This is a genomic window from Winogradskyella echinorum (genome assembly GCF_014297365.1).
Taxonomy (GTDB): Bacteria; Bacteroidota; Bacteroidia; order Flavobacteriales; family Flavobacteriaceae; genus Winogradskyella; species Winogradskyella echinorum.
Window position 1 is genome coordinate 60849 of the sequence record NZ_JACOQD010000007.1, and the last position, 18032, is coordinate 78880.

The window sequence follows — 18032 nt, forward strand, 5'->3', positions numbered from 1 at the left end:
ATGGAAATAGAAAAGAATGAATTAATAACCAAAAAAGTAGGTTACGAAGCAATGTTATATTGCATAAAAGCATATTGGGAAAATAGTGGTTCAAATGATTTGACAGATATTTTGAGTGGTGGAGAATATTGGAAAGGTACTGATGAACCTGCTGATTCGGCATTTTGGGAATATTGGACAGAAGCAATTGAGAAAGTGAAATCTGATGGACCAATGATTAAGGAATTAAAATAGAAATAAAAACTGCACACAACAATGGCTATAAGTAATTGCTTGTTCTCGCCTGCTTTGGAAATTCCGTAGGAATTTACAACTCGGTGTTTACTTGCTAAGTTAAGTGCTAAACCACGCAACTACTCATAGCCGAGACCGCTGTCCTTTATTATTCACACTGTAGCGGAATGAAATAATTATCCTACCTTTAAAGAAACTGCTAACCAATGATTAAGTTCTTTAGACACATCCGACAGCAACTCATTTCAGAAAACAAAACTGGAAAATATTTAAAGTATGCCATTGGAGAAATTGTACTCGTTGTTATTGGAATTTTAATTGCCTTATCGATTAATAATTGGAATGAGCAAAGAAAGGTTAGAACAAATGAACGAGAATTACTTAGTAGTATTTTAAAGGATTTAATTATAGATGAAAATAGAATAAATGAACATATTAAATACTACCAAGATGATCAATCAATGCATTATCACATTTATCAAGATTCTCAAGGTCTTTTGAGTAATGATACAATAATTGACTTTAGCACATTACGAGCTGCGAGAATTTTTAATCTAACAATTGAAGCCAGTTATTCTAAATATATTAAGGAAATAAGTAAAAATAATATTAGAGTAAATATTGATGATTATTTCAAACAAGAGGATAATGTAAATGATGCAATGAAAGTATTATCTGATTATAAGGAATCTAGATTAAAACTTTTTTTATCAAAATACGGTATCAATGACGCCAAAGAATTATTTAAAAACAAACAACTAGATTATTATGACCTTAGAGAAAAAAATATTTTTTCTCATTCAAAACTAAAGGACAGATATGGTTCTGAAGAGTTAGAACAATTACTGTTCGATTTAGGTATAAAAACATCTTGGGCATTATCTGCACTTAAAGGTGTTTTAGAGGCAAACAAAGAACTTCAATTAGACTTAAAAAACGAATTGAGCGGAAAAAATGTAAGCGTTGAAAAATAACGAAAACACAACAAGACTTGTGATTTATTATCCAGAACTTTAGTTAATAAATTATCCTACCTTTAAAGAAACCGCTAACCAATGATTAAGTTCTTTAGACACATCCGTAAAAATCTACTTTCCGAAGGTAAAACTGGAAAATACTTTAAATATGCCATTGGCGAAATTGTGCTTGTTGTTATTGGTATTTTGATTGCGCTTTCAATTAACAATTGGAATGAAAAGGATAAATTAAAAACGGAAGAAATAAAGTTTCTAAAAAACTTTAAACAAAGTCTAATTGCGGATATAGAGTTTAATAATTTCAGGTTTAATAAATATGACTTAACCAAAGAATCTATTTCCATTTTATTAAATCATATGGAACAAGATTTACCATATCAAGATTCCTTGAAATACCACTTTGGAAGAATTACACAAAGTTGGAAACCTAAAATAAATACAGAAGTCTTTGAAGCCTTAAAATCAAAAGATGTAAACTTAATATCAAATGACAACCTGAGAGACAAACTAATCGGTTATTATTCTTGGTCTAACAACGTATTAGACGCACAAATTAATACATACGTTCAAAGAATAGAAGATGCAAGTTCATCTATTTTTAATTCACGATTTAACGCTTTATGGAATGGCAACTACCAAAAATATCGAGTTACGGAAAACTTTGACGATTTGAAACTTGAAATGATACCGAACAACTATAATGAACTTAAAAAGGATAAGGTGTTTATGTATTTCCTTGGAAGTCTTAAAAACCAATTTTATTGGGATATAGAAGTAGTTCAAAACGAAATTAATCCAAAGATTAATGATTTGATAAGTTCAATCGACTCTGAATTAAAAACTTTAGAATAATAACGAAAGTACAACAAACCAATGATTAAGTTCTTTAGACATATTAGACAAAAACTACTCTCTGAAAACAAATTCAGTAAATATCTTCTTTATGCCATTGGCGAAATTATTCTTGTCGTTATTGGGATTTTAATTGCACTAAGTATAAATAATTGGAATGAAAATCTTAAACTAGATAAAGAAGAAATAACTATACTCGAGAATTTAAATAAAAACTTAATTCTAGCAAAAAACCAGTCTGACTCTTTAATTTCCTATGAAAAAAGATTGATTAAAGACATAATAACTGTAATCAATTATGAATCCAATAATTTACTAATCAACAAAGACAGTATTGGAATTATAACATTCAAAAATGCTTTATGGAATCTAGATAGTCATCTGCTTGTTGTAAATGCTTATGAAGATTTAAAAAACACCAATAAATTAGAACTTATAAAAAACCAAGGTTTAAAAGAAAAATTCACAAGTTTAGAAATTAACTTAATTGAACTTAAAATAATGTTAGACGATAGATTAAATTTTCAGCAAATTCGAGTTGATAACATTGCTGAAAATGACATCAACTTTATTCCGTTTTTAAAATCTTCTTTTCCAACTATAGATATTTCTAACGAAAAGTCGAATGATTATAGTAAAATATTGAGCAATCGACGCATTAGAAACCTTCTTGGTATTAAATTATTTATGACTAAAGATATTCTTATCTCTAAAGAAAATCTTGGTAGAGAAATTAAAGATTTGATATCATTAATAGAAATGGAAGTAAAGGAAAAAAATAATTAAAGCAAAACAAACCGCTAACCAATGATTAAGTTCTTTAGACACATCCGTAAAAATCTACTTTCCGAAGGTAAAACTGGAAAATATTTTAAATATGCCATTGGCGAAATTGTACTTGTGGTTATCGGGATTTTAATTGCGTTACAGATTAATAATTTCAATAATAACAGACAAGAAATAAAAATTGAACAAGAATATTTATTGTCATTGCAAACTGAATATGAAACCAACCTAGAAAAAATTAACCTTAGTCTTCAAAAAAATAAAGAACGTGTAAATGCGGTAGAAGATATGCTGACTTTATTTGATGCTAATGTACTAGACACAACAAGCGATAAAGCTATATCAGATATATTGTATTCAGTTTTTTCTGGCGACGCAACCTTTCAACCATCAAAAGGAGTATTAACTGATGTTATCAGTTCAGGGAATCTTAACGTCATTAAAAATAAAAAACTAAGACAACGTCTTGCCTCATTTGAAAGCAAATTGGATTTTTTAAAATTAATGAGAACTGCCATTAAAGATTTAAAGAATAAACTAAAAAACCAATTAAATAATAATGGAAGTATCCGAAAGTTATTGATAGATAGAGGTCGTAATTTTGAAAACAAATCAATCTCTGATTCAAGGAATAATAGACAAATTTTTAGTTCTATTGAATTTGAAAATAACCTTTTAGATTACTATCTAACAATTTCAGCAGCCAATGGGCCAAGAGTTTTTGGCGGAATAAAAGAGCAAATAGAACAAATTTTAGTTGAAATTGATTTAGAAATTAATAAATAACAAAAGCACTATAAAGTACTGTTGTAAAAAACAAGTAATTTGAGAAGCATAAAATAACTAACCAATGCAAACCACAAAACACATCGCAAAAAACTTACACCAAGTTTATTTTGGTGGTAACTGGACGGCTTCAAATTTTAAAGACACCTTAAAAGATGTCACTTTAGATGTGGCTTCAAAAAAAGTTAATAACCTTAATACTATCTTATCTCTAACATTTCATATTCATTATTACTTAAAAGGCACGATGGATGTTCTAAAAGGTGGTGATTTAACCATTAGAGACAAATATAGTTTTGACCATCCAACTATAGAAACTGAAACCGAATGGCAAGAGTTTCAAACTAATTTATGGATTGAAGCTAAAGAATTTATTAGTCTTATTGAAAAACTAGAAGATAGTATTCTCGTAACCTTCTTAGCAGAAGAAAAGTATGGTACCTACTTTAGAAATCTTTTTGGTATTGTAGAACATACTCATTATCATTTAGGGCAAATAGCAATTATTAAAAAATTGGTTTAAGCATCTTAAATTACGTGATTAAAAATCATGAAAAAGTGACAAATTGCACCACCCAAAACAAATAAATGCCAAACTACGTGGAAATATGGCACTTTATTTATAGCATAAAATACAATACCAATAGTATAAGACAATCCGCCTGCAAATAACCACATCACTCCGCTTGGTCCTATGGCATCAGATAAGTTAGTAAAATCAAACACAATAAGCCATCCCATTACTAAGTATAAAAGTGTTGAAAACAACTCAAATCGGCCTGTAAAAAAGAGTTTTAGAATAACACCAAAAGCTGCAATTCCCCATACTGTCCAAAATAGTGGCCAACCCAAACTATCCGTAAGTGTAATTAGCAAAACTGGTGTATATGTGCCTGCGATAAGTAGATATATACTTATATGATCTACTATTCTAAAATAATGTTTATGTTTTTCCCCTTTTACTGCATGATAAAACGTTGATGCTAAAAATAAAATGATAATAGAAATACCATACACAATAACACTAAATAAGCTCCATGGCTTGGTATTATCGGCGTAAACAATTAACAAGACTAGTGCTGCTATTCCGAGTGCAGCACCAATACCATGAGTCCAAGCATTAAGTTGTTCTTCTAATTTAGTTTGTATGCGCATTTAACTTTTAGACTTAGAAGTTGTTTTGGGTTTAGATTTCCCCCATTTATTAACACAAGCGTAAAAATCGATCTTAAAAGCAGATTTTTGACGTTCTAATCGTTCATTTTGGAACGCACGTTGTAAAATATCTTCAATTAAATAGTCTTCCTCTACCTCTAAAGGAACAAATTCTTTTTTTAAAGAAATATCGAATAAACTGGCCGTATTATTAAACCAAAAAGCACGCCAACCACTCCGCAGCTCTTTAATGAGTTCAAAAGTAGTTTTTCCGGTTTGCCTATGTATAAGTTTTACTAAAATCTGTCCTTCCGTTTTAGTGAGTTTTTTTAACTCAGCAGAAAATTCGTCCTCAATGTATTTTTGAATCACTTTAGAATACTTCTTTTTATCACTTTTACGTTCTAAGGTTTCTAATCGTTTTTGCAAGGCCTCCAAACGTTCGGCGGCTAGCTTTGCATAAGGGTAAACTTTTAAGGTTTTTCGTCTTAAAATAATATAACGTACGCGAGCATTTCTATCTGCAAAATATAAATTAGGCAATACCATAACTTCGTCTAACTCAACAGAAGTTATTGGTATAGAATCACCTTCTATTATCATGTAATGCACTGCTGTAGAATCTTGCTTTACAGGATCTTCTTGAGCAAAAATTGCCATAGAAAAGAACATTGCTATGTATGTGATATACTTCATAATTTATAGTAACCCAAAATCATTCCAAAAATAATTTAAAGCGTTTTCAAAATTAGTAATTAATATATCCTTTAACCTTAAATTAGTATTAATATTATTATTTTTAAACAAAAATTTACACAAATGGCTAAAAAGCAATTATTAAATAAAAAGTCGATGGACTTTTTAGAAAAATATCTCAATAATGCCTCTCCTACTGGTTATGAATGGGAAGGGCAAAAAATCTGGATGGATTACCTTAAACCCTATGTAGATGAATTTATAACAGATACTTATGGTACTGCGGTTGCGGTGATTAACCCAAAAGCAAAATTTAAAGTGGTTATTGAAGGGCATGCAGATGAAATCTCGTGGTATGTTAACTATATCTCTGATAATGGTTTAATTTATGTGATTAGAAATGGTGGTAGCGACCATCAAATTGCTCCTAGTAAGATTGTAAATATTCATACTAAAAAAGGCATTGTAAAGGGCGTATTTGGCTGGCCAGCTATACATACTAGAAATCGTTCTAAAGAAGAACCACCAAAGCCAGATAATATTTGTATTGATATAGGTGCAAAAGATAAAAAGGAAGTTGAAAAAATGGGTGTTCATGTAGGCTGTGTTATTACATATCCAGATGAATTTCATATTTTAAATAAAGATAAATTTGTTTGTCGTGCTTTAGATAATAGAATGGGAGGCTTTATGATTGCTGAAGTGGCACGTTTACTTCACGAAAACAAAAAGAAATTACCATTTGGACTCTATGTTACCAATTCTGTACAAGAAGAAATTGGTTTGCGTGGTGCAGAAATGATTACTGAAACCATTAAACCAAATGTGGCAATTGTTACAGACGTTACACACGATACTACAACACCAATGATAGATCCTAAGAAACAAGGGTTAGCAAAAATTGGCGATGGACCTGTTGTTGCTTATGCTCCAGCTGTGCAACAAAAACTAAGAGATTTAATTACAGATACAGCCGAAGAAAAGAAAATTCCTTTTCAGCGTGCTGCATTATCTCGTGCCACAGGTACAGATACTGATGCCTTTGCTTATAGCAATGGTGGTGTTGCTTCTGCATTAATTTCTTTACCATTACGTTACATGCATACTACTGTAGAAATGGTGCATAAAAGCGATGTGGAGAATGTAATAAGACTCATTTACGAAACGCTATTAAAGATTGAAGACGGAGAAACGTTTTCTTATTTTAAATAATATTCTAGAGCTGATGAGTATTGAACTTATCAGCTCTTCTTTTTTAAATATGTCATTAACAACACTAAAAGACCAATTTAGTTTTCCTGAAGATGTAGTATACTTAAATACTGCCAGTTTTTCGCCAGCCTTTAAATCTGTAGAAACTGCAGGTATCAATGCTGTTAAAGCTAAAAACAGACCAGATTATTATAAAGCTTCAGATTTATTTGATCCTGTAATAGAACTCCGAAAACTATTCGCAGAAATCATTAAGGTTAAAGACTATAATCGTGTTGTAACTATACCTTCTGTTTCTTACGGACTTGCAACAGTTGCAAACAATATTGAACTAAAAAAAGGTGATGAAATTTTAGTAGTAGCAGAACAGTTTCCAAGTAATTTTTATATCTGGAAAACACTAGCTGATACATATGAAGCGACTATTAGAACTATAACACAACCTGAAGATAAATCACTTTGGAATTCTGCTATACTAGATCAAATATCAGAAAAAACAGCCCTTGTTGCAATGGCGCAGATACATTGGGCAAATGGCTTTATTTTCGATCTAAAAGCCATTAGAGAAAAAACAAGAAATCATGATGCACTTTTAGTCATCGATGGTAGCCAATCTGTTGGTGCAATGTCTTTCTCTGTTGAAGACCTTCAACCAGACGCACTTGTTTGCGCAGGCTATAAATGGTTATTTGGCCCTTATGGTTGTGCGTATGCTTATTATAGCGCATATTTTGATAATGGAAAACCCATTGAACAAAATTGGTCTACGCGATTGGGCAGTGAGGATTTCTCGAAATTAACCCAATACCAATCTGAATATAAACCTCTAGCCAATAGATATTCGGTAGGACAAAGCGGTAGTTTTATTTATGTAAAAATGCAAATTGCTGCATTAAAAGAAATTTTAAAGATTAATCCTCAAGATTTACAAGACTATTGCCATAGTATTTCTAAAACTGCTTTAGAGGATTTAGCACAGATTAACTTTTACAGTGATGCTCCACAAGATAGAGCTAAGCATATGTTCGGAATTAAAACTCCAAAAACTATAAATCTAGAGCATTTAAAAGAAGCGCTAAAAGCAGCAAATATTCACGTATCCTTTCGAGGAGAATACATTCGTATTTCTTGTCATTTGTTTAATACAAAAGCACATTTCGAAAAATTGGTGGACACCATAAAATCTTGTATTTAAATGGATGAATATATAGATATAGTAGATAAAAAAGGACTACCAACAGGTAAAACAGCTTTAAAATCTGAAGCCCATAAAAATGGATGGTACCACAATACAATTCATCTCTGGTTGTACACTAGCAAAGGCGAAATTTTATTACAACAACGCTCGCATAAAAAAACGATTCACCCATTGCTTTGGGATGTTTCTGTTGCTGGCCATATAGATGCAGGCGAATCTTTTATTGACGCTGCCATAAGAGAAACTAAAGAAGAAGTTGGTTTACAATTAGATGCACAACGTCTTCAAAAAATTGGTGTTTTTCTTCATGAAACAAATTATGGTGCAATTCAAGATAATGAATTTCATCAAGTTTATATTGCAGAATTAAATGTAGATTTCAACCAACTACATCCACAAGAAGAAGAGGTTGAAGCGTTAAAACTGGTGTCTTTTACCGAATTTGAGACATTACTAAATCATAGTGAAACTAACCTGCATTTCATTCCGTCAAATAAATCGTATTATAGCTTTGTAATTAAGACTATAAAAGAAAAACTACATTTATGAATTTATTACTCATGGCCGTTGCACCAGTAATGGTGATTATTGTATATATCTATTTTCAAGATAAATACGAAAAAGAACCGATTGGTTTATTATTAGCTAGTTTTCTTTTAGGAGCCATAGTAAGTATTCTTATTGTAACAGTTTTATATTTATTTACAGGACACTTTATACCTATAACAGATGAGTTTAGTATTTGGCAACAATTTATCCAAGCCTTTGTTGTTGTGGCTTTGGCTGAAGAATTTAGTAAATATATAATTGTAAAATATTTTAATCAAACAAAAAAAGCTTTTAACGAACCTTATGATGGTATCATCTATGCTGTGATGGTATCTATGGGATTTGCCTGTACAGAAAATATTATGTATGTGTTAGAAGGTGGTTACCAAACAGCCATTCTGAGAGCGTTTACTGCGGTTCCTGCTCATGCCACTTTTGGTGTTTTAATGGGATATTACATGGGAAAAGCAAAATTTTCGAACAATAGATTTAAGTTGAATATGGCTGGTCTATTTTTGGCAGTACTCTTTCATGGTGCTTATGATTTCTTTTTATTCATTCGGTTTATTCCTGGCATTTCAATCGGAGCATTTATCTCTCTTGCTATTGCCATCTACTTATCTAGAAAAGCAATTAAAAAACACCAAGAAAATTCTAATTTTAAATCTTTAGAGGATTCTTAAAATAAGCTTGTTATTTTTGTATTATGTTTCAGGATTTAGCTTTAAATTCGCAATTCCACAATAACACATCCTTTATGTATAAAATAAAAGTGAATACTTCACATCAATTTGAAGTTACAACAAAAGATACTGAAGCTTTAGATGCTATAGAATCTACGACAAACAATTTTCATGTACTTCAAAATAATAAATCTGTAAAAGCTACTATTTTAAGCTCAGATTTCAACACAAAATCCTACACCATTAAAGTTAATAATAACACTTACAATGTAAACATTAATGATGCTTTAGATCAGCAAATTGAAGCCTTAGGTTTTGAAATTGGAGCCTCTAAAAAGGTCAACAATATTAAGGCACCAATGCCAGGTTTAATTTTAGAAATAAACATTAAAGTAGGTGATGAAGTTAAAGAAGGTGATAATCTTTTAATACTTGAAGCCATGAAGATGGAAAACGTTTTAACCTCACCAAGAGAAGGTGTTATAAAATCAGTTAAGGTCAACCAAGGAGAAACGGTAGATAAAAATTCACTTTTAATAGAATTTGAATAAAAAAATAACGTCAGTTCGAGTATTTTGTGATTATCGAAATCAAAATATATTTTGATTGAAGATACAGAGCGTAGCTCTAACAAAATGTATCGAGAACCATTTATGCATCGATTACTTCTCGATACAAAATTCCCAAAAAAAGGAATTTCACGCGAAGTGACGATAGATAAAATAAAAAATAAGATTCCCAAGTCATGGGAACGAAAAATTAAAGATTTTTCATGAAAAAAATACTAGTAGCAAACAGAGGAGAAATAGCCATTAGAGTAATGCGCACAGCCAAGAAAATGGGCATAAAAACAGTTGCTGTTTTTTCTGAAGTTGACAGAAATGCACTTCATGTTAAGTATGCAGACGAAGCCGTTTGTATTGGTCCTGCTCCATCAAACGAATCGTATTTAAGAGGTGATAAAATTATAGAAGTAGCCAAGTCATTGAACGTGGATGCTATACATCCTGGATATGGTTTTTTGAGTGAAAATGCAGATTTTGCTGAGCTTTGTGAGGCTAACGACATAATTTTTGTTGGCCCAAGATCTAAAGCCATTAAAGTAATGGGAAGCAAACTGGCAGCAAAAGAAACCGTAAAAGGCTACGATATACCAATGGTTCCTGGTACTGACGAAGCTATTACAGATATACCTGAAGCTAAAAAGATTGCTAAAAGCATTGGGTTTCCTATTTTAATTAAAGCGTCTGCAGGAGGTGGTGGAAAAGGAATGCGAATTGTTGAAAATGAAGCTGAGTTTGAGTCGCAAATGGACAGAGCAATTAGTGAAGCAACTAACGCTTTTGGAGATGGCTCGGTCTTTATTGAAAAATACGTAGCATCACCTCGACATATCGAAATCCAAGTGATGGCAGATATGCATGGTAATTATTTGCATTTCTTTGAGCGCGAATGTTCTGTACAACGTCGTCACCAAAAAGTAGTTGAAGAAGCACCTTCTGCTGTTTTAACTCCTGAGTTAAGAGAAAAAATGGGACAAGCTGCAATTAATGTAGCGCGTTCTTGTGATTATATTGGTGCTGGTACTGTTGAGTTTCTTTTAGATGAAAATTTAAATTTCTATTTCCTAGAAATGAATACCAGATTACAAGTAGAGCATCCTGTTTCTGAGTGGATTGCTGGTGTGGATTTGGTTGAACTTCAGATAAAAGTAGCTCGTGGTGAACAACTAGATATTAAACAAAAAGATTTAAAAATTAATGGTCATGCGTTAGAGTTACGTGTCTATGCAGAAGACCCAATGAATGATTTTTTACCAAGTGTTGGAAATTTAGAAGTATATAAATTACCAGAAGGAGAAAATATAAGAGTAGATAATGGTTTTGAAGAAGGTATGGATATTCCTATTTACTACGATCCTATGCTTTCTAAACTGATAACTTACGGAGATACACGAGAAGAAGCAATTGAGCTGATGATTAAAGCTATTGATAACTATCATGTAAAAGGTGTGCAAACCACTTTAGCTTTTGGACGCTTTGTTTGTGAACACGACGCTTTTAGAAGTGGAAATTTCGATACGCATTTTGTAAAAAAGTACTACTCACCTGCTCTATTAGAAGAACAACATAAACTTGAAGCTGAGATTGCTGCAAAAATAGCCTTAAGGCGTTATTTAGAAGATCAGAAGTTATTGCGAGTACCGAATTAGTAAGCAGTATGCAGTATGCAGTATGCAAAATATAAAATAAAAACACCCAGCTTTGCGCCTTTGCGCTTTCGCGAGAAATAAGAATAGCATGGAAGACAAAATAAAAACACTAAACGATAAACTAGCCTTAGCCAAATTAGGAGGCGGCCAAAAACGAATAGACAAACAGCATCAAAAGAAAAAACTTACCGCCAGAGAGCGTGTAATGTATTTACTTGATGAAGGTTCTTTTGAAGAAATTGGTGCTCTGGTGACGCATAGAACCAAAGATTTTGGTATGGCAGACCAACAATTTTATGGAGATGGTGTGGTTACAGGATATGGCACAGTAAACGGAAGATTAATCTATGTATTCGCACAAGATTTCACTGTTTTTGGTGGTTCCTTATCCGAAACCCATGCAGAGAAAATCTGTAAAATTATGGATATGGCTGTCAATGTTGGTGCACCAGTTATTGGATTAAACGATTCTGGTGGAGCACGTATACAAGAAGGTGTGCGTTCACTTGGTGGCTATGCAGATATATTTTATAGAAATGTACAAGCTTCTGGAGTGATTCCGCAGATATCTGCAATTATGGGACCTTGTGCTGGTGGAGCTGTATATTCTCCTGCAATGACTGACTTTACACTTATGGTACAAGACACAAGTTATATGTTTGTTACAGGGCCAAATGTGGTAAAAACAGTAACTAATGAAGAAGTGACCAGTGAAGAGCTTGGTGGTGCATCTGTACATTCATCAAAATCTGGCGTAGCTCACAAAACTTCAGCTAATGATGTAGAGTGTTTAGAAGATGTAAAAAGGCTACTGAGTTATTTGCCTCAAAGCAATAAAGAAAAACCTCAAGATTTAGAATTTAAAATTAAAGAAGAGGTACGTGATGTTTTAGATACAATTGTACCAGAAAATGCAAATAAACCTTATGATATGCATCAGGTTATTAATGGTATTATAGATGAAGATTCATTTTATGAAATACATAAAGACTTTGCTGAAAATATCATTGTTGGTTTTGCACGTTTAGGTGGAAAATCTATTGGTATTGTTGCCAATCAACCTATGTTTTTAGCTGGTGTACTAGACGTTGATAGCTCAACAAAAGCGGCTCGTTTTGTACGTTTTTGCGACTGTTTTAATATTCCTCTATTGGTATTAGAAGATGTACCAGGTTTTTTACCAGGTACTGACCAAGAATGGAATGCCATCATTACCAATGGTGCAAAATTACTTTATGCTTTTTCTGAAGCTACTGTCCCAAGAATTACGGTAATTACAAGAAAAGCTTATGGTGGAGCTTATGATGTTATGAACTCTAAACATATAGGTGCCGACATGAATTTTGCATGGCCAAATGCCGAAATTGCTGTAATGGGAGCTAAAGGTGCTGCCGAAATCATTTTTAAACGCGACATCTCTGCTGCAGAAGATAAAGAAGCGAAGTGGAAAGAAAAAGAAGCCGAATATGCCGAATTGTTTGCAAATCCTTATAGTGCTGCGGAACGTGGCTTTGTGGACGAAGTGATTTTACCTCATAATACAAGACGTAAATTAATTAAAGCGTTTGCTATGCTAGAAAATAAAGAAGTGGTAAAACCTAATCGTAAACATGGGAATATTCCTTTGTAAATTATTTAGACCTTTCAGGTTTTGAAAATTTGAAAGGTCTTTTCTAAAATATTCGTCCATAATAATTTAAATCCACCACTTCTCCTTTAGTCGTTTTATAATCTCTACGTATTGTTCCTTCGAGTTCAAAGCCATTTTTAAGTATTACTGCAATACTACCTTTATTTCTTGCACTGGCTCTACATAATAGCTTAATAAATTTATACTTTTCAATAATATGATCGATTACTATATTGGTAGCTTGTGTTACAATGCCTTTTCCTTCATAACGACTATCTATAAACGAACCTAATTCAGCTTTAGGCACATTCATATCAATATTCTTTACATCTACCAAACCAATAAATTCATTAGTATTAATATCTGTAATCATATAAGGCAAGTAGCTTATGGCTTTAATTCGGTTTTGTATTTCATCACAATACTTCAATGTATCTTCTAAAGTTTTGGTTTTAGAAACTGTACCAGCAAAGAAGTCTTCAAGTCTGGCTCTATTATTATCAATTAAATTAAATAGAGCTTCACCTTCATGAGGTTGCAATACATCTATTTTATAATTATCAAATGTCATATTCATATTATTCTGGGAATTTACTCTTATCTATTCCTGGTACAATTCGCAATGCATTCTTATAATAAACCTTTTTAAGTACCTCATCTGATAAATCTAAACCATACATTGGCCAAAAAGCATGGTACTTTTTATGGTAAGGAAAGTATTCGTCATCAGATTCTAATACTCTAAAATACGTTGGAAATTCTTCTGGTTTCCAACTGTCTTTCCCAAATAAAATTCGGTCTTGGTATTTTTCAAAAAACGCTTTTGCAAATCTAGGCTGTCTTCCAAGTTCTGCTATAATGGCTCCAATACCTACATTCATATTTGGCATTTCATCTAGCAATTCTCCAAGTTTTCCTAAATCATTTGCAAACCAGCCCATATGTGCATTTATAAATGTGGTATTCTTATGTTTTTTAAACATATTATGCTGCTCTTGTATAATTTGTTCCCATGGTGCAGGATCTGTATTACTTCTTTTACGTCGTGGATGTGTTTTTAACTCTAACCATCGTTCGTTGTCACCATCAAAATCTTCCCAAAATAACTTTGGGTCTGCAGCATGAATCAATACTGGTATTCCTAATTCTCCACACCTTACCCAAATTGGATCTAATCGAGAATCGTCAATTGCCAATCGTTTTCCATCAGAATCTTTATTACGCAACCCTAAACTTTTATAGACTTTGAGTCCAACTGCACCAGCTTCAACATCGGCTTCTAATTGTTTTACTGTGTTTTCTATCCATCCTTTTGCTCCAGCACCTTCAAAATTTATATTACAGAACAGTACAAACCTCCCAGGGTAATTGGTGTTAGCATTGTCTACGGCTTTTTTTAAATCTTTTCCTGTTCTTCCACTGAGATTAACCATAACTTGTAGATTTAAAGTATCCATAGCTGTAATTACAGGCTCTAAATCTTGAGTAGCCATTCTGTATTGGTGGCCGTGAACGTCTATAAATGGAAACTTAGCACGTTTAATAATTTTTCCTGGAACTACTAATGTTGATTTTGGATTGTATTCTTCAAATGATAAGTCTTGAGAGAACGAAAATGTAGTAACTACAAGTAAAGCAAGTAGTGCATAATGTCTTGATTTCATATAAAGATATTTATCTTTTAAAATTAAAAAACTCAACTATTTCTGCTTATTATTTATGATGGGTTTAACATCATAATTATTAAGCATCTAATAAACGTCTATGGTAATTAATTTGACCTAAATGATAGGCCAAATGCATGGCTAAATGTGTTAAAAAGTACTCGGTAGTCATATAATCTTCAAATGGATTTCTGCTGTATTCTTTTTGAAGATCTTCTTCTGATAATTTAATCAGTGTTTGATCTACAACCACAATGGTATCGTCCACTTGTTTGATTAATTCAGACTTCGGTACATTCTTTAAAGAAAATTCTAAATCACGTTGACGTATATAACCAGAATTCCCTAAAGTTGCACCAATGAAATGATTAATATTTCCAACTAAATGCAAACATAAATTACCTGCACAATTAGTTACAGCACCTTCTATTTTCCATAGATTAGATTCGTTTTTATATAATTGAATTTCATCTTTTAATTTAATTAGATCTCGACGAAATAGCTTAATAAGTGTTTGATTGAACATACTATGTGTTTAATAAATATTTATGTGTATTATTAATATAACTTCTAACCAAAAATAGACAATATTTGATTTACTTTGCTCCATGCAAAAACGATCGCAATTAGAATTCGTTGTCTTAATGGCAGCATTAATGTCTATAGTAGCCTTGTCTATTGATGCCGTACTCCCTGCATTACCAGTAATTGGTGACCATTTGAGTAGTATAAGTGCTACCGAAAATCAAAAATTAATAACTACCATATTTTTAGGACTAGGTGTTGGTCAGCTCATTTTTGGACCTTTATCCGATAGTTTTGGACGTAAACCTATGGTCTATTTGGGTTTTGGAGTATTTGTTATTGCGTCAATAATTTGTGTCACTACCAAAAGTTTTGAAATGATGCTCGTCGGACGTGTATTACAAGGTATTGGACTATCCTCACCAAGGACAATGAGTATTGCTATAGTTAGAGACTCTTATAGTGGTGACCATATGGCAAAAATTCTTTCTATCGTTGTAATGACCTTTATTTTAGTGCCAGTAATTGCACCAATGCTTGGACAGTTTTTATTATTGAATTTTGGATGGCAATCTATATTTACTGTAAATCTAGTATTTGGCCTTATTGTGATGCTATGGTTTTGGAGGCGACAACCCGAAACACTGCATAGTATTTATAAAAAAAAATATCGTTTATCTATTTTTAAAACAGGGACTATTGAGTTTTTTAAAATAAAGTCAGCCGTTATATACACTTTACTATCTGGTTTTATTACTGGGTCGTTTATGGTGTATTTAAGCACTTCGCAACAAATCTTTCAGGTGCAATACGATTTAGGTGAATATTTCCCTTATATATTTGCTAGTTTAGCTATTACTATTGGTTTAGCCACATACTTAAATAGTGCTCTAGTAATGCGATTTGGCATGCGCAACTTAGTTAACTTAGCTTTAATTGCATTTGTAACTATCTCTTTTGTGTATGTCGTTTTATTTTGGTCTGGTAAAAATCCTAGTATTGAAATATTACTTTTATTCTTTACACTTCAATTTGCAAGTGTTGCTTTTTTATTTGGTAATTATAGAGCTTTAGCTATGGAACCTATGGGACATATTGCAGGTATAGGAGCTGCATTAAATGGATTTATTTCTACAGTAATGGCTGTACCAATTGCAAATTATATTGGAAGCTTTGTAAAAACATCTGTGCTTCCACTTTTTATTGGTTTTTTTGTTACAGGATTAATTACAATGGTTTTATTTTATAGTTTAAAAAAACCAGTTAGGGTAAAGCCTAGTCGCAATTAAAATATTTCTAAACTCCCCTTGCCTTCTCTAATTATTTCGGGTGGCTCCACCGACAAATCTATAATTGTAGATGCTTCATTTCCACCATAACCTCCATCAATGACAACATCCACTAAATTATCCCATTTTTCAAGAATTAATTCCGGGTCTGTGGTGTATTCTAAAACGTCATCATCATCTCTTATCGATGTAGATACAATTGGATTTCCAAGTGCGTTTACCAGTGCTAAAGTAATAGAGTTATCTGGCACTCTAATACCCACTGTTTTTCGTTTTTTAAACGGATTAGGTAAATTCTTCGAACCTGGAAGAATAAAAGTATATGCACCAGGAAGCGCACGCTTAAGAATCTTAAATGTAGACGTATCAATCTGCTTTACATAGTCACTTAGATTACTTAAGTCTTCACAAACAAATGAAAAATTAGATTTTTCGAGCTTGACTCCTTTTATTCTCGCAATACGTTCTAAGGCTTTAATATTTGTAATATCACATCCCAAACCATAAACCGTATCTGTAGGGTAGATAATTAAACCACCTCTTTTTAAGACATTCACTATTTTCTGAATCTCTCTAGGATGAGGGTTTTCTGGATATAATTTAATAAATTCAGTCATAATATGTACCTTTCAAATACGTTTACAAAGTAAATAATTTTTCAACATGAAAGCCCTAAAAAATAATTTCATTAATTTATTTATACTACTTGTGTTCATTTCTTGTTCTTCTAATAGTACGGATGACTCAAATGGCGACCCATTAGCCTCTTATGAAGCTTTTAATATTTCTTATGGTAATGACAGCGATCAAGTTTTCGATTTATACTTACCAGAAGAAAGAACATTTAATACCAAAACATTAATTCTCGTTCATGGAGGTGGTTGGACATCTGGTGATAAAACTGATATGAATGCTTTTAAAGATTATATTAAAAATGAACTGCATGAGTATGCTATTGTAAATATGAATTACAGATTGGCGGACGAAAACAACCCACCTTACCCAATGCAGATCAATGATATTACTAGTGTCGTTAATTTCTTAAACGATAATAGTAATAACTATGTAATTTCAAATGACATAGGATTTATTGGTGTAAGTGCCGGAGGGCATTTGTCCTTATTATGGAGCTATGCTTTTGATAATGATAATCAAACCGAAATGGTTTGCAGTATTGTAGGACCAACTAACTTTACAGATCCTGCTTACTTAAATAATACCAACCCATTGTTACAAGAAATCATAGATACATTTGGCATAGATACTGAGACCGCCTTTTTAGAAGAAATAAGTCCTTATCATAGAGCTACCGCATCGGCACCACCCACAATTTTATTTTATGGAGGTGAAGACCCATTAATCCCAACAACACAGGGAACAGCTATGCGAGATAAGTTATTAGAACTTAATGTTACCCATGAGTTCACGCTTTATCCGACTGAAGGACATGGTTGGGTAGGGTTCAATTTACTAGACACGTCAATAAAGCTAAAAACTTTTATAGAAACTCACATGTAAATTATACAGCTATACAGTTCATATTTAAACTGTTAAAAAATGAATTTACTGTAACATACTATATCC

Annotated in this window: 21 protein-coding genes; 15 read left to right on the plus strand and 6 right to left on the minus strand. The window is 32.3% G+C overall.

Annotation, left to right across the window (positions count from 1 at the left end; genetic code table 11):
- From H8K90_RS16030 to H8K90_RS16055, 6 genes are all read left to right on the plus strand, one after another.
- Positions 1-234, plus strand: a complete 234-nt coding sequence (locus tag H8K90_RS16030; protein WP_186847007.1) for a hypothetical protein — start codon at positions 1-3, stop codon at positions 232-234.
- 206 nt (positions 235-440) lie between these two features.
- Positions 441-1208: a DUF6090 family protein gene (locus tag H8K90_RS16035; RefSeq protein ID WP_186847008.1), complete on the plus strand. Its 768-nt coding sequence runs from the start codon at positions 441-443 to the stop codon at positions 1206-1208.
- Between the two features lie 81 nt (positions 1209-1289).
- Positions 1290-2063 carry a DUF6090 family protein gene (locus H8K90_RS16040; protein ID WP_186847009.1) on the plus strand — a complete coding sequence of 258 codons (774 nt, stop codon included), beginning with the start codon at positions 1290-1292 and terminating at the stop codon, positions 2061-2063.
- Positions 2064-2084: 21 nt separating this feature from the next.
- Positions 2085-2849, plus strand: a complete 765-nt coding sequence (locus tag H8K90_RS16045; protein ID WP_186847010.1) for a DUF6090 family protein — start codon at positions 2085-2087, stop codon at positions 2847-2849.
- Positions 2850-2870: 21 nt separating this feature from the next.
- Positions 2871-3635, plus strand: coding sequence for a DUF6090 family protein (locus tag H8K90_RS16050; protein WP_186847011.1), 765 nt, complete (start codon positions 2871-2873; stop codon positions 3633-3635).
- Between the two features lie 64 nt (positions 3636-3699).
- The gene (locus tag H8K90_RS16055; RefSeq protein WP_186847012.1) at positions 3700-4158 is read left to right on the plus strand and encodes a DUF1572 domain-containing protein; all 459 of its coding nucleotides are present in this window, start codon (positions 3700-3702) and stop codon (positions 4156-4158) included.
- A gap of 5 nt (positions 4159-4163) precedes the next feature.
- On the opposite strand, the gene trhA is transcribed toward H8K90_RS16055, so the two are convergent.
- Together trhA and H8K90_RS16065 are read right to left on the minus strand one after the other, a co-directional pair.
- Positions 4164-4790, minus strand: a complete 627-nt coding sequence (gene trhA, locus H8K90_RS16060; protein WP_186847013.1) for a PAQR family membrane homeostasis protein TrhA — start codon at positions 4788-4790, stop codon at positions 4164-4166.
- A complete protein-coding gene (locus H8K90_RS16065; protein WP_186847014.1) occupies positions 4791-5486 on the minus strand; it encodes a DUF4294 domain-containing protein in 696 nt (231 codons plus the stop codon).
- Between the two features lie 123 nt (positions 5487-5609).
- Here H8K90_RS16065 and H8K90_RS16070 point away from each other — a divergent pair, with 123 nt between their 5' ends.
- The 7 genes from H8K90_RS16070 to H8K90_RS16100 all read left to right on the plus strand — a co-directional run bounded on the left by H8K90_RS16070 (position 5610) and on the right by H8K90_RS16100 (position 12970).
- Positions 5610-6698 carry a M42 family metallopeptidase gene (locus tag H8K90_RS16070; RefSeq protein WP_186847015.1) on the plus strand — a complete coding sequence of 363 codons (1089 nt, stop codon included), beginning with the start codon at positions 5610-5612 and terminating at the stop codon, positions 6696-6698.
- 49 nt (positions 6699-6747) lie between these two features.
- Complete coding sequence (locus H8K90_RS16075) at positions 6748-7893, plus strand: aminotransferase class V-fold PLP-dependent enzyme (protein WP_186847016.1); 1146 nt, start codon at positions 6748-6750, stop codon at positions 7891-7893.
- Positions 7894-8445 (plus strand): NUDIX hydrolase, encoded by a 552-nt coding sequence (locus tag H8K90_RS16080; protein ID WP_186847017.1) that lies wholly within the window; start codon positions 7894-7896, stop codon positions 8443-8445.
- Positions 8442-9128 (plus strand): PrsW family intramembrane metalloprotease, encoded by a 687-nt coding sequence (locus tag H8K90_RS16085; RefSeq protein WP_186847018.1) that lies wholly within the window; start codon positions 8442-8444, stop codon positions 9126-9128. The genes H8K90_RS16080 and H8K90_RS16085 overlap by 4 nt, the downstream gene beginning before the upstream one ends.
- Positions 9129-9202: 74 nt before the next feature.
- Positions 9203-9679 (plus strand): acetyl-CoA carboxylase biotin carboxyl carrier protein subunit, encoded by a 477-nt coding sequence (locus H8K90_RS16090; RefSeq protein WP_186847019.1) that lies wholly within the window; start codon positions 9203-9205, stop codon positions 9677-9679.
- A gap of 221 nt (positions 9680-9900) precedes the next feature.
- Positions 9901-11340: an acetyl-CoA carboxylase biotin carboxylase subunit gene (accC, locus tag H8K90_RS16095; RefSeq protein WP_186847020.1), complete on the plus strand. Its 1440-nt coding sequence runs from the start codon at positions 9901-9903 to the stop codon at positions 11338-11340.
- An 88-nt stretch (positions 11341-11428) separates the two neighbouring features.
- A complete protein-coding gene (locus H8K90_RS16100; RefSeq protein WP_186847021.1) occupies positions 11429-12970 on the plus strand; it encodes an acyl-CoA carboxylase subunit beta in 1542 nt (513 codons plus the stop codon).
- A gap of 43 nt (positions 12971-13013) precedes the next feature.
- On the opposite strand, the gene H8K90_RS16105 is transcribed toward H8K90_RS16100, so the two are convergent.
- The 3 genes from H8K90_RS16105 to H8K90_RS16115 form a co-directional block, all read right to left on the minus strand.
- Positions 13014-13547, minus strand: coding sequence for a GNAT family N-acetyltransferase (locus tag H8K90_RS16105; RefSeq protein WP_246457847.1), 534 nt, complete (start codon positions 13545-13547; stop codon positions 13014-13016).
- Between the two features lies 1 nt (position 13548).
- Positions 13549-14634: an amidohydrolase family protein gene (locus H8K90_RS16110; protein WP_186847023.1), complete on the minus strand. Its 1086-nt coding sequence runs from the start codon at positions 14632-14634 to the stop codon at positions 13549-13551.
- A gap of 79 nt (positions 14635-14713) precedes the next feature.
- On the minus strand, positions 14714-15160 hold the full coding sequence (locus tag H8K90_RS16115; protein ID WP_186847024.1) for a DinB family protein: 447 nt from the start codon (positions 15158-15160) through the stop codon (positions 14714-14716).
- Positions 15161-15242: 82 nt separating this feature from the next.
- Between H8K90_RS16115 and H8K90_RS16120 the strand changes: the two genes are divergently transcribed.
- Entirely contained in the window at positions 15243-16448 is a 1206-nt protein-coding gene (locus tag H8K90_RS16120) for a multidrug effflux MFS transporter (protein WP_186847025.1), read from the plus strand.
- On the opposite strand, the gene H8K90_RS16125 is transcribed toward H8K90_RS16120, so the two are convergent.
- Entirely contained in the window at positions 16445-17065 is a 621-nt protein-coding gene (locus H8K90_RS16125) for an L-threonylcarbamoyladenylate synthase (protein ID WP_186847026.1), read from the minus strand. The genes H8K90_RS16120 and H8K90_RS16125 overlap by 4 nt on opposite strands.
- Positions 17066-17111: 46 nt before the next feature.
- Here H8K90_RS16125 and H8K90_RS16130 point away from each other — a divergent pair, with 46 nt between their 5' ends.
- A complete protein-coding gene (locus H8K90_RS16130; protein ID WP_186847027.1) occupies positions 17112-17966 on the plus strand; it encodes an alpha/beta hydrolase in 855 nt (284 codons plus the stop codon).
- Positions 17967-18032: the final 66 nt, after the last annotated feature.

Coding starts and splice junctions, on each gene's coding strand:
- H8K90_RS16125 (WP_186847026.1), bottom strand. CDS start 17,065: ATGACTGAATTTATTAAATTATATCCAGAAAACCCTCATCCTAGAGAG.
- H8K90_RS16055 (WP_186847012.1), top strand. CDS start 3,700: ATGCAAACCACAAAACACATCGCAAAAAACTTACACCAAGTTTATTTT.
- H8K90_RS16070 (WP_186847015.1), top strand. CDS start 5,610: ATGGCTAAAAAGCAATTATTAAATAAAAAGTCGATGGACTTTTTAGAA.
- H8K90_RS16115 (WP_186847024.1), bottom strand. CDS start 15,160: ATGTTCAATCAAACACTTATTAAGCTATTTCGTCGAGATCTAATTAAA.
- H8K90_RS16040 (WP_186847009.1), top strand. CDS start 1,290: ATGATTAAGTTCTTTAGACACATCCGTAAAAATCTACTTTCCGAAGGT.
- H8K90_RS16085 (WP_186847018.1), top strand. CDS start 8,442: ATGAATTTATTACTCATGGCCGTTGCACCAGTAATGGTGATTATTGTA.
- H8K90_RS16080 (WP_186847017.1), top strand. CDS start 7,894: ATGGATGAATATATAGATATAGTAGATAAAAAAGGACTACCAACAGGT.
- H8K90_RS16110 (WP_186847023.1), bottom strand. CDS start 14,634: ATGAAATCAAGACATTATGCACTACTTGCTTTACTTGTAGTTACTACA.
- H8K90_RS16105 (WP_246457847.1), bottom strand. CDS start 13,547: ATGAATATGACATTTGATAATTATAAAATAGATGTATTGCAACCTCAT.
- H8K90_RS16120 (WP_186847025.1), top strand. CDS start 15,243: ATGCAAAAACGATCGCAATTAGAATTCGTTGTCTTAATGGCAGCATTA.
- H8K90_RS16035 (WP_186847008.1), top strand. CDS start 441: ATGATTAAGTTCTTTAGACACATCCGACAGCAACTCATTTCAGAAAAC.
- H8K90_RS16090 (WP_186847019.1), top strand. CDS start 9,203: ATGTATAAAATAAAAGTGAATACTTCACATCAATTTGAAGTTACAACA.
- H8K90_RS16100 (WP_186847021.1), top strand. CDS start 11,429: ATGGAAGACAAAATAAAAACACTAAACGATAAACTAGCCTTAGCCAAA.
- H8K90_RS16050 (WP_186847011.1), top strand. CDS start 2,871: ATGATTAAGTTCTTTAGACACATCCGTAAAAATCTACTTTCCGAAGGT.
- H8K90_RS16065 (WP_186847014.1), bottom strand. CDS start 5,486: ATGAAGTATATCACATACATAGCAATGTTCTTTTCTATGGCAATTTTT.
- H8K90_RS16030 (WP_186847007.1), top strand. CDS start 1: ATGGAAATAGAAAAGAATGAATTAATAACCAAAAAAGTAGGTTACGAA.
- trhA (WP_186847013.1), bottom strand. CDS start 4,790: ATGCGCATACAAACTAAATTAGAAGAACAACTTAATGCTTGGACTCAT.
- accC (WP_186847020.1), top strand. CDS start 9,901: ATGAAAAAAATACTAGTAGCAAACAGAGGAGAAATAGCCATTAGAGTA.
- H8K90_RS16130 (WP_186847027.1), top strand. CDS start 17,112: ATGAAAGCCCTAAAAAATAATTTCATTAATTTATTTATACTACTTGTG.
- H8K90_RS16075 (WP_186847016.1), top strand. CDS start 6,748: ATGTCATTAACAACACTAAAAGACCAATTTAGTTTTCCTGAAGATGTA.
- H8K90_RS16045 (WP_186847010.1), top strand. CDS start 2,085: ATGATTAAGTTCTTTAGACATATTAGACAAAAACTACTCTCTGAAAAC.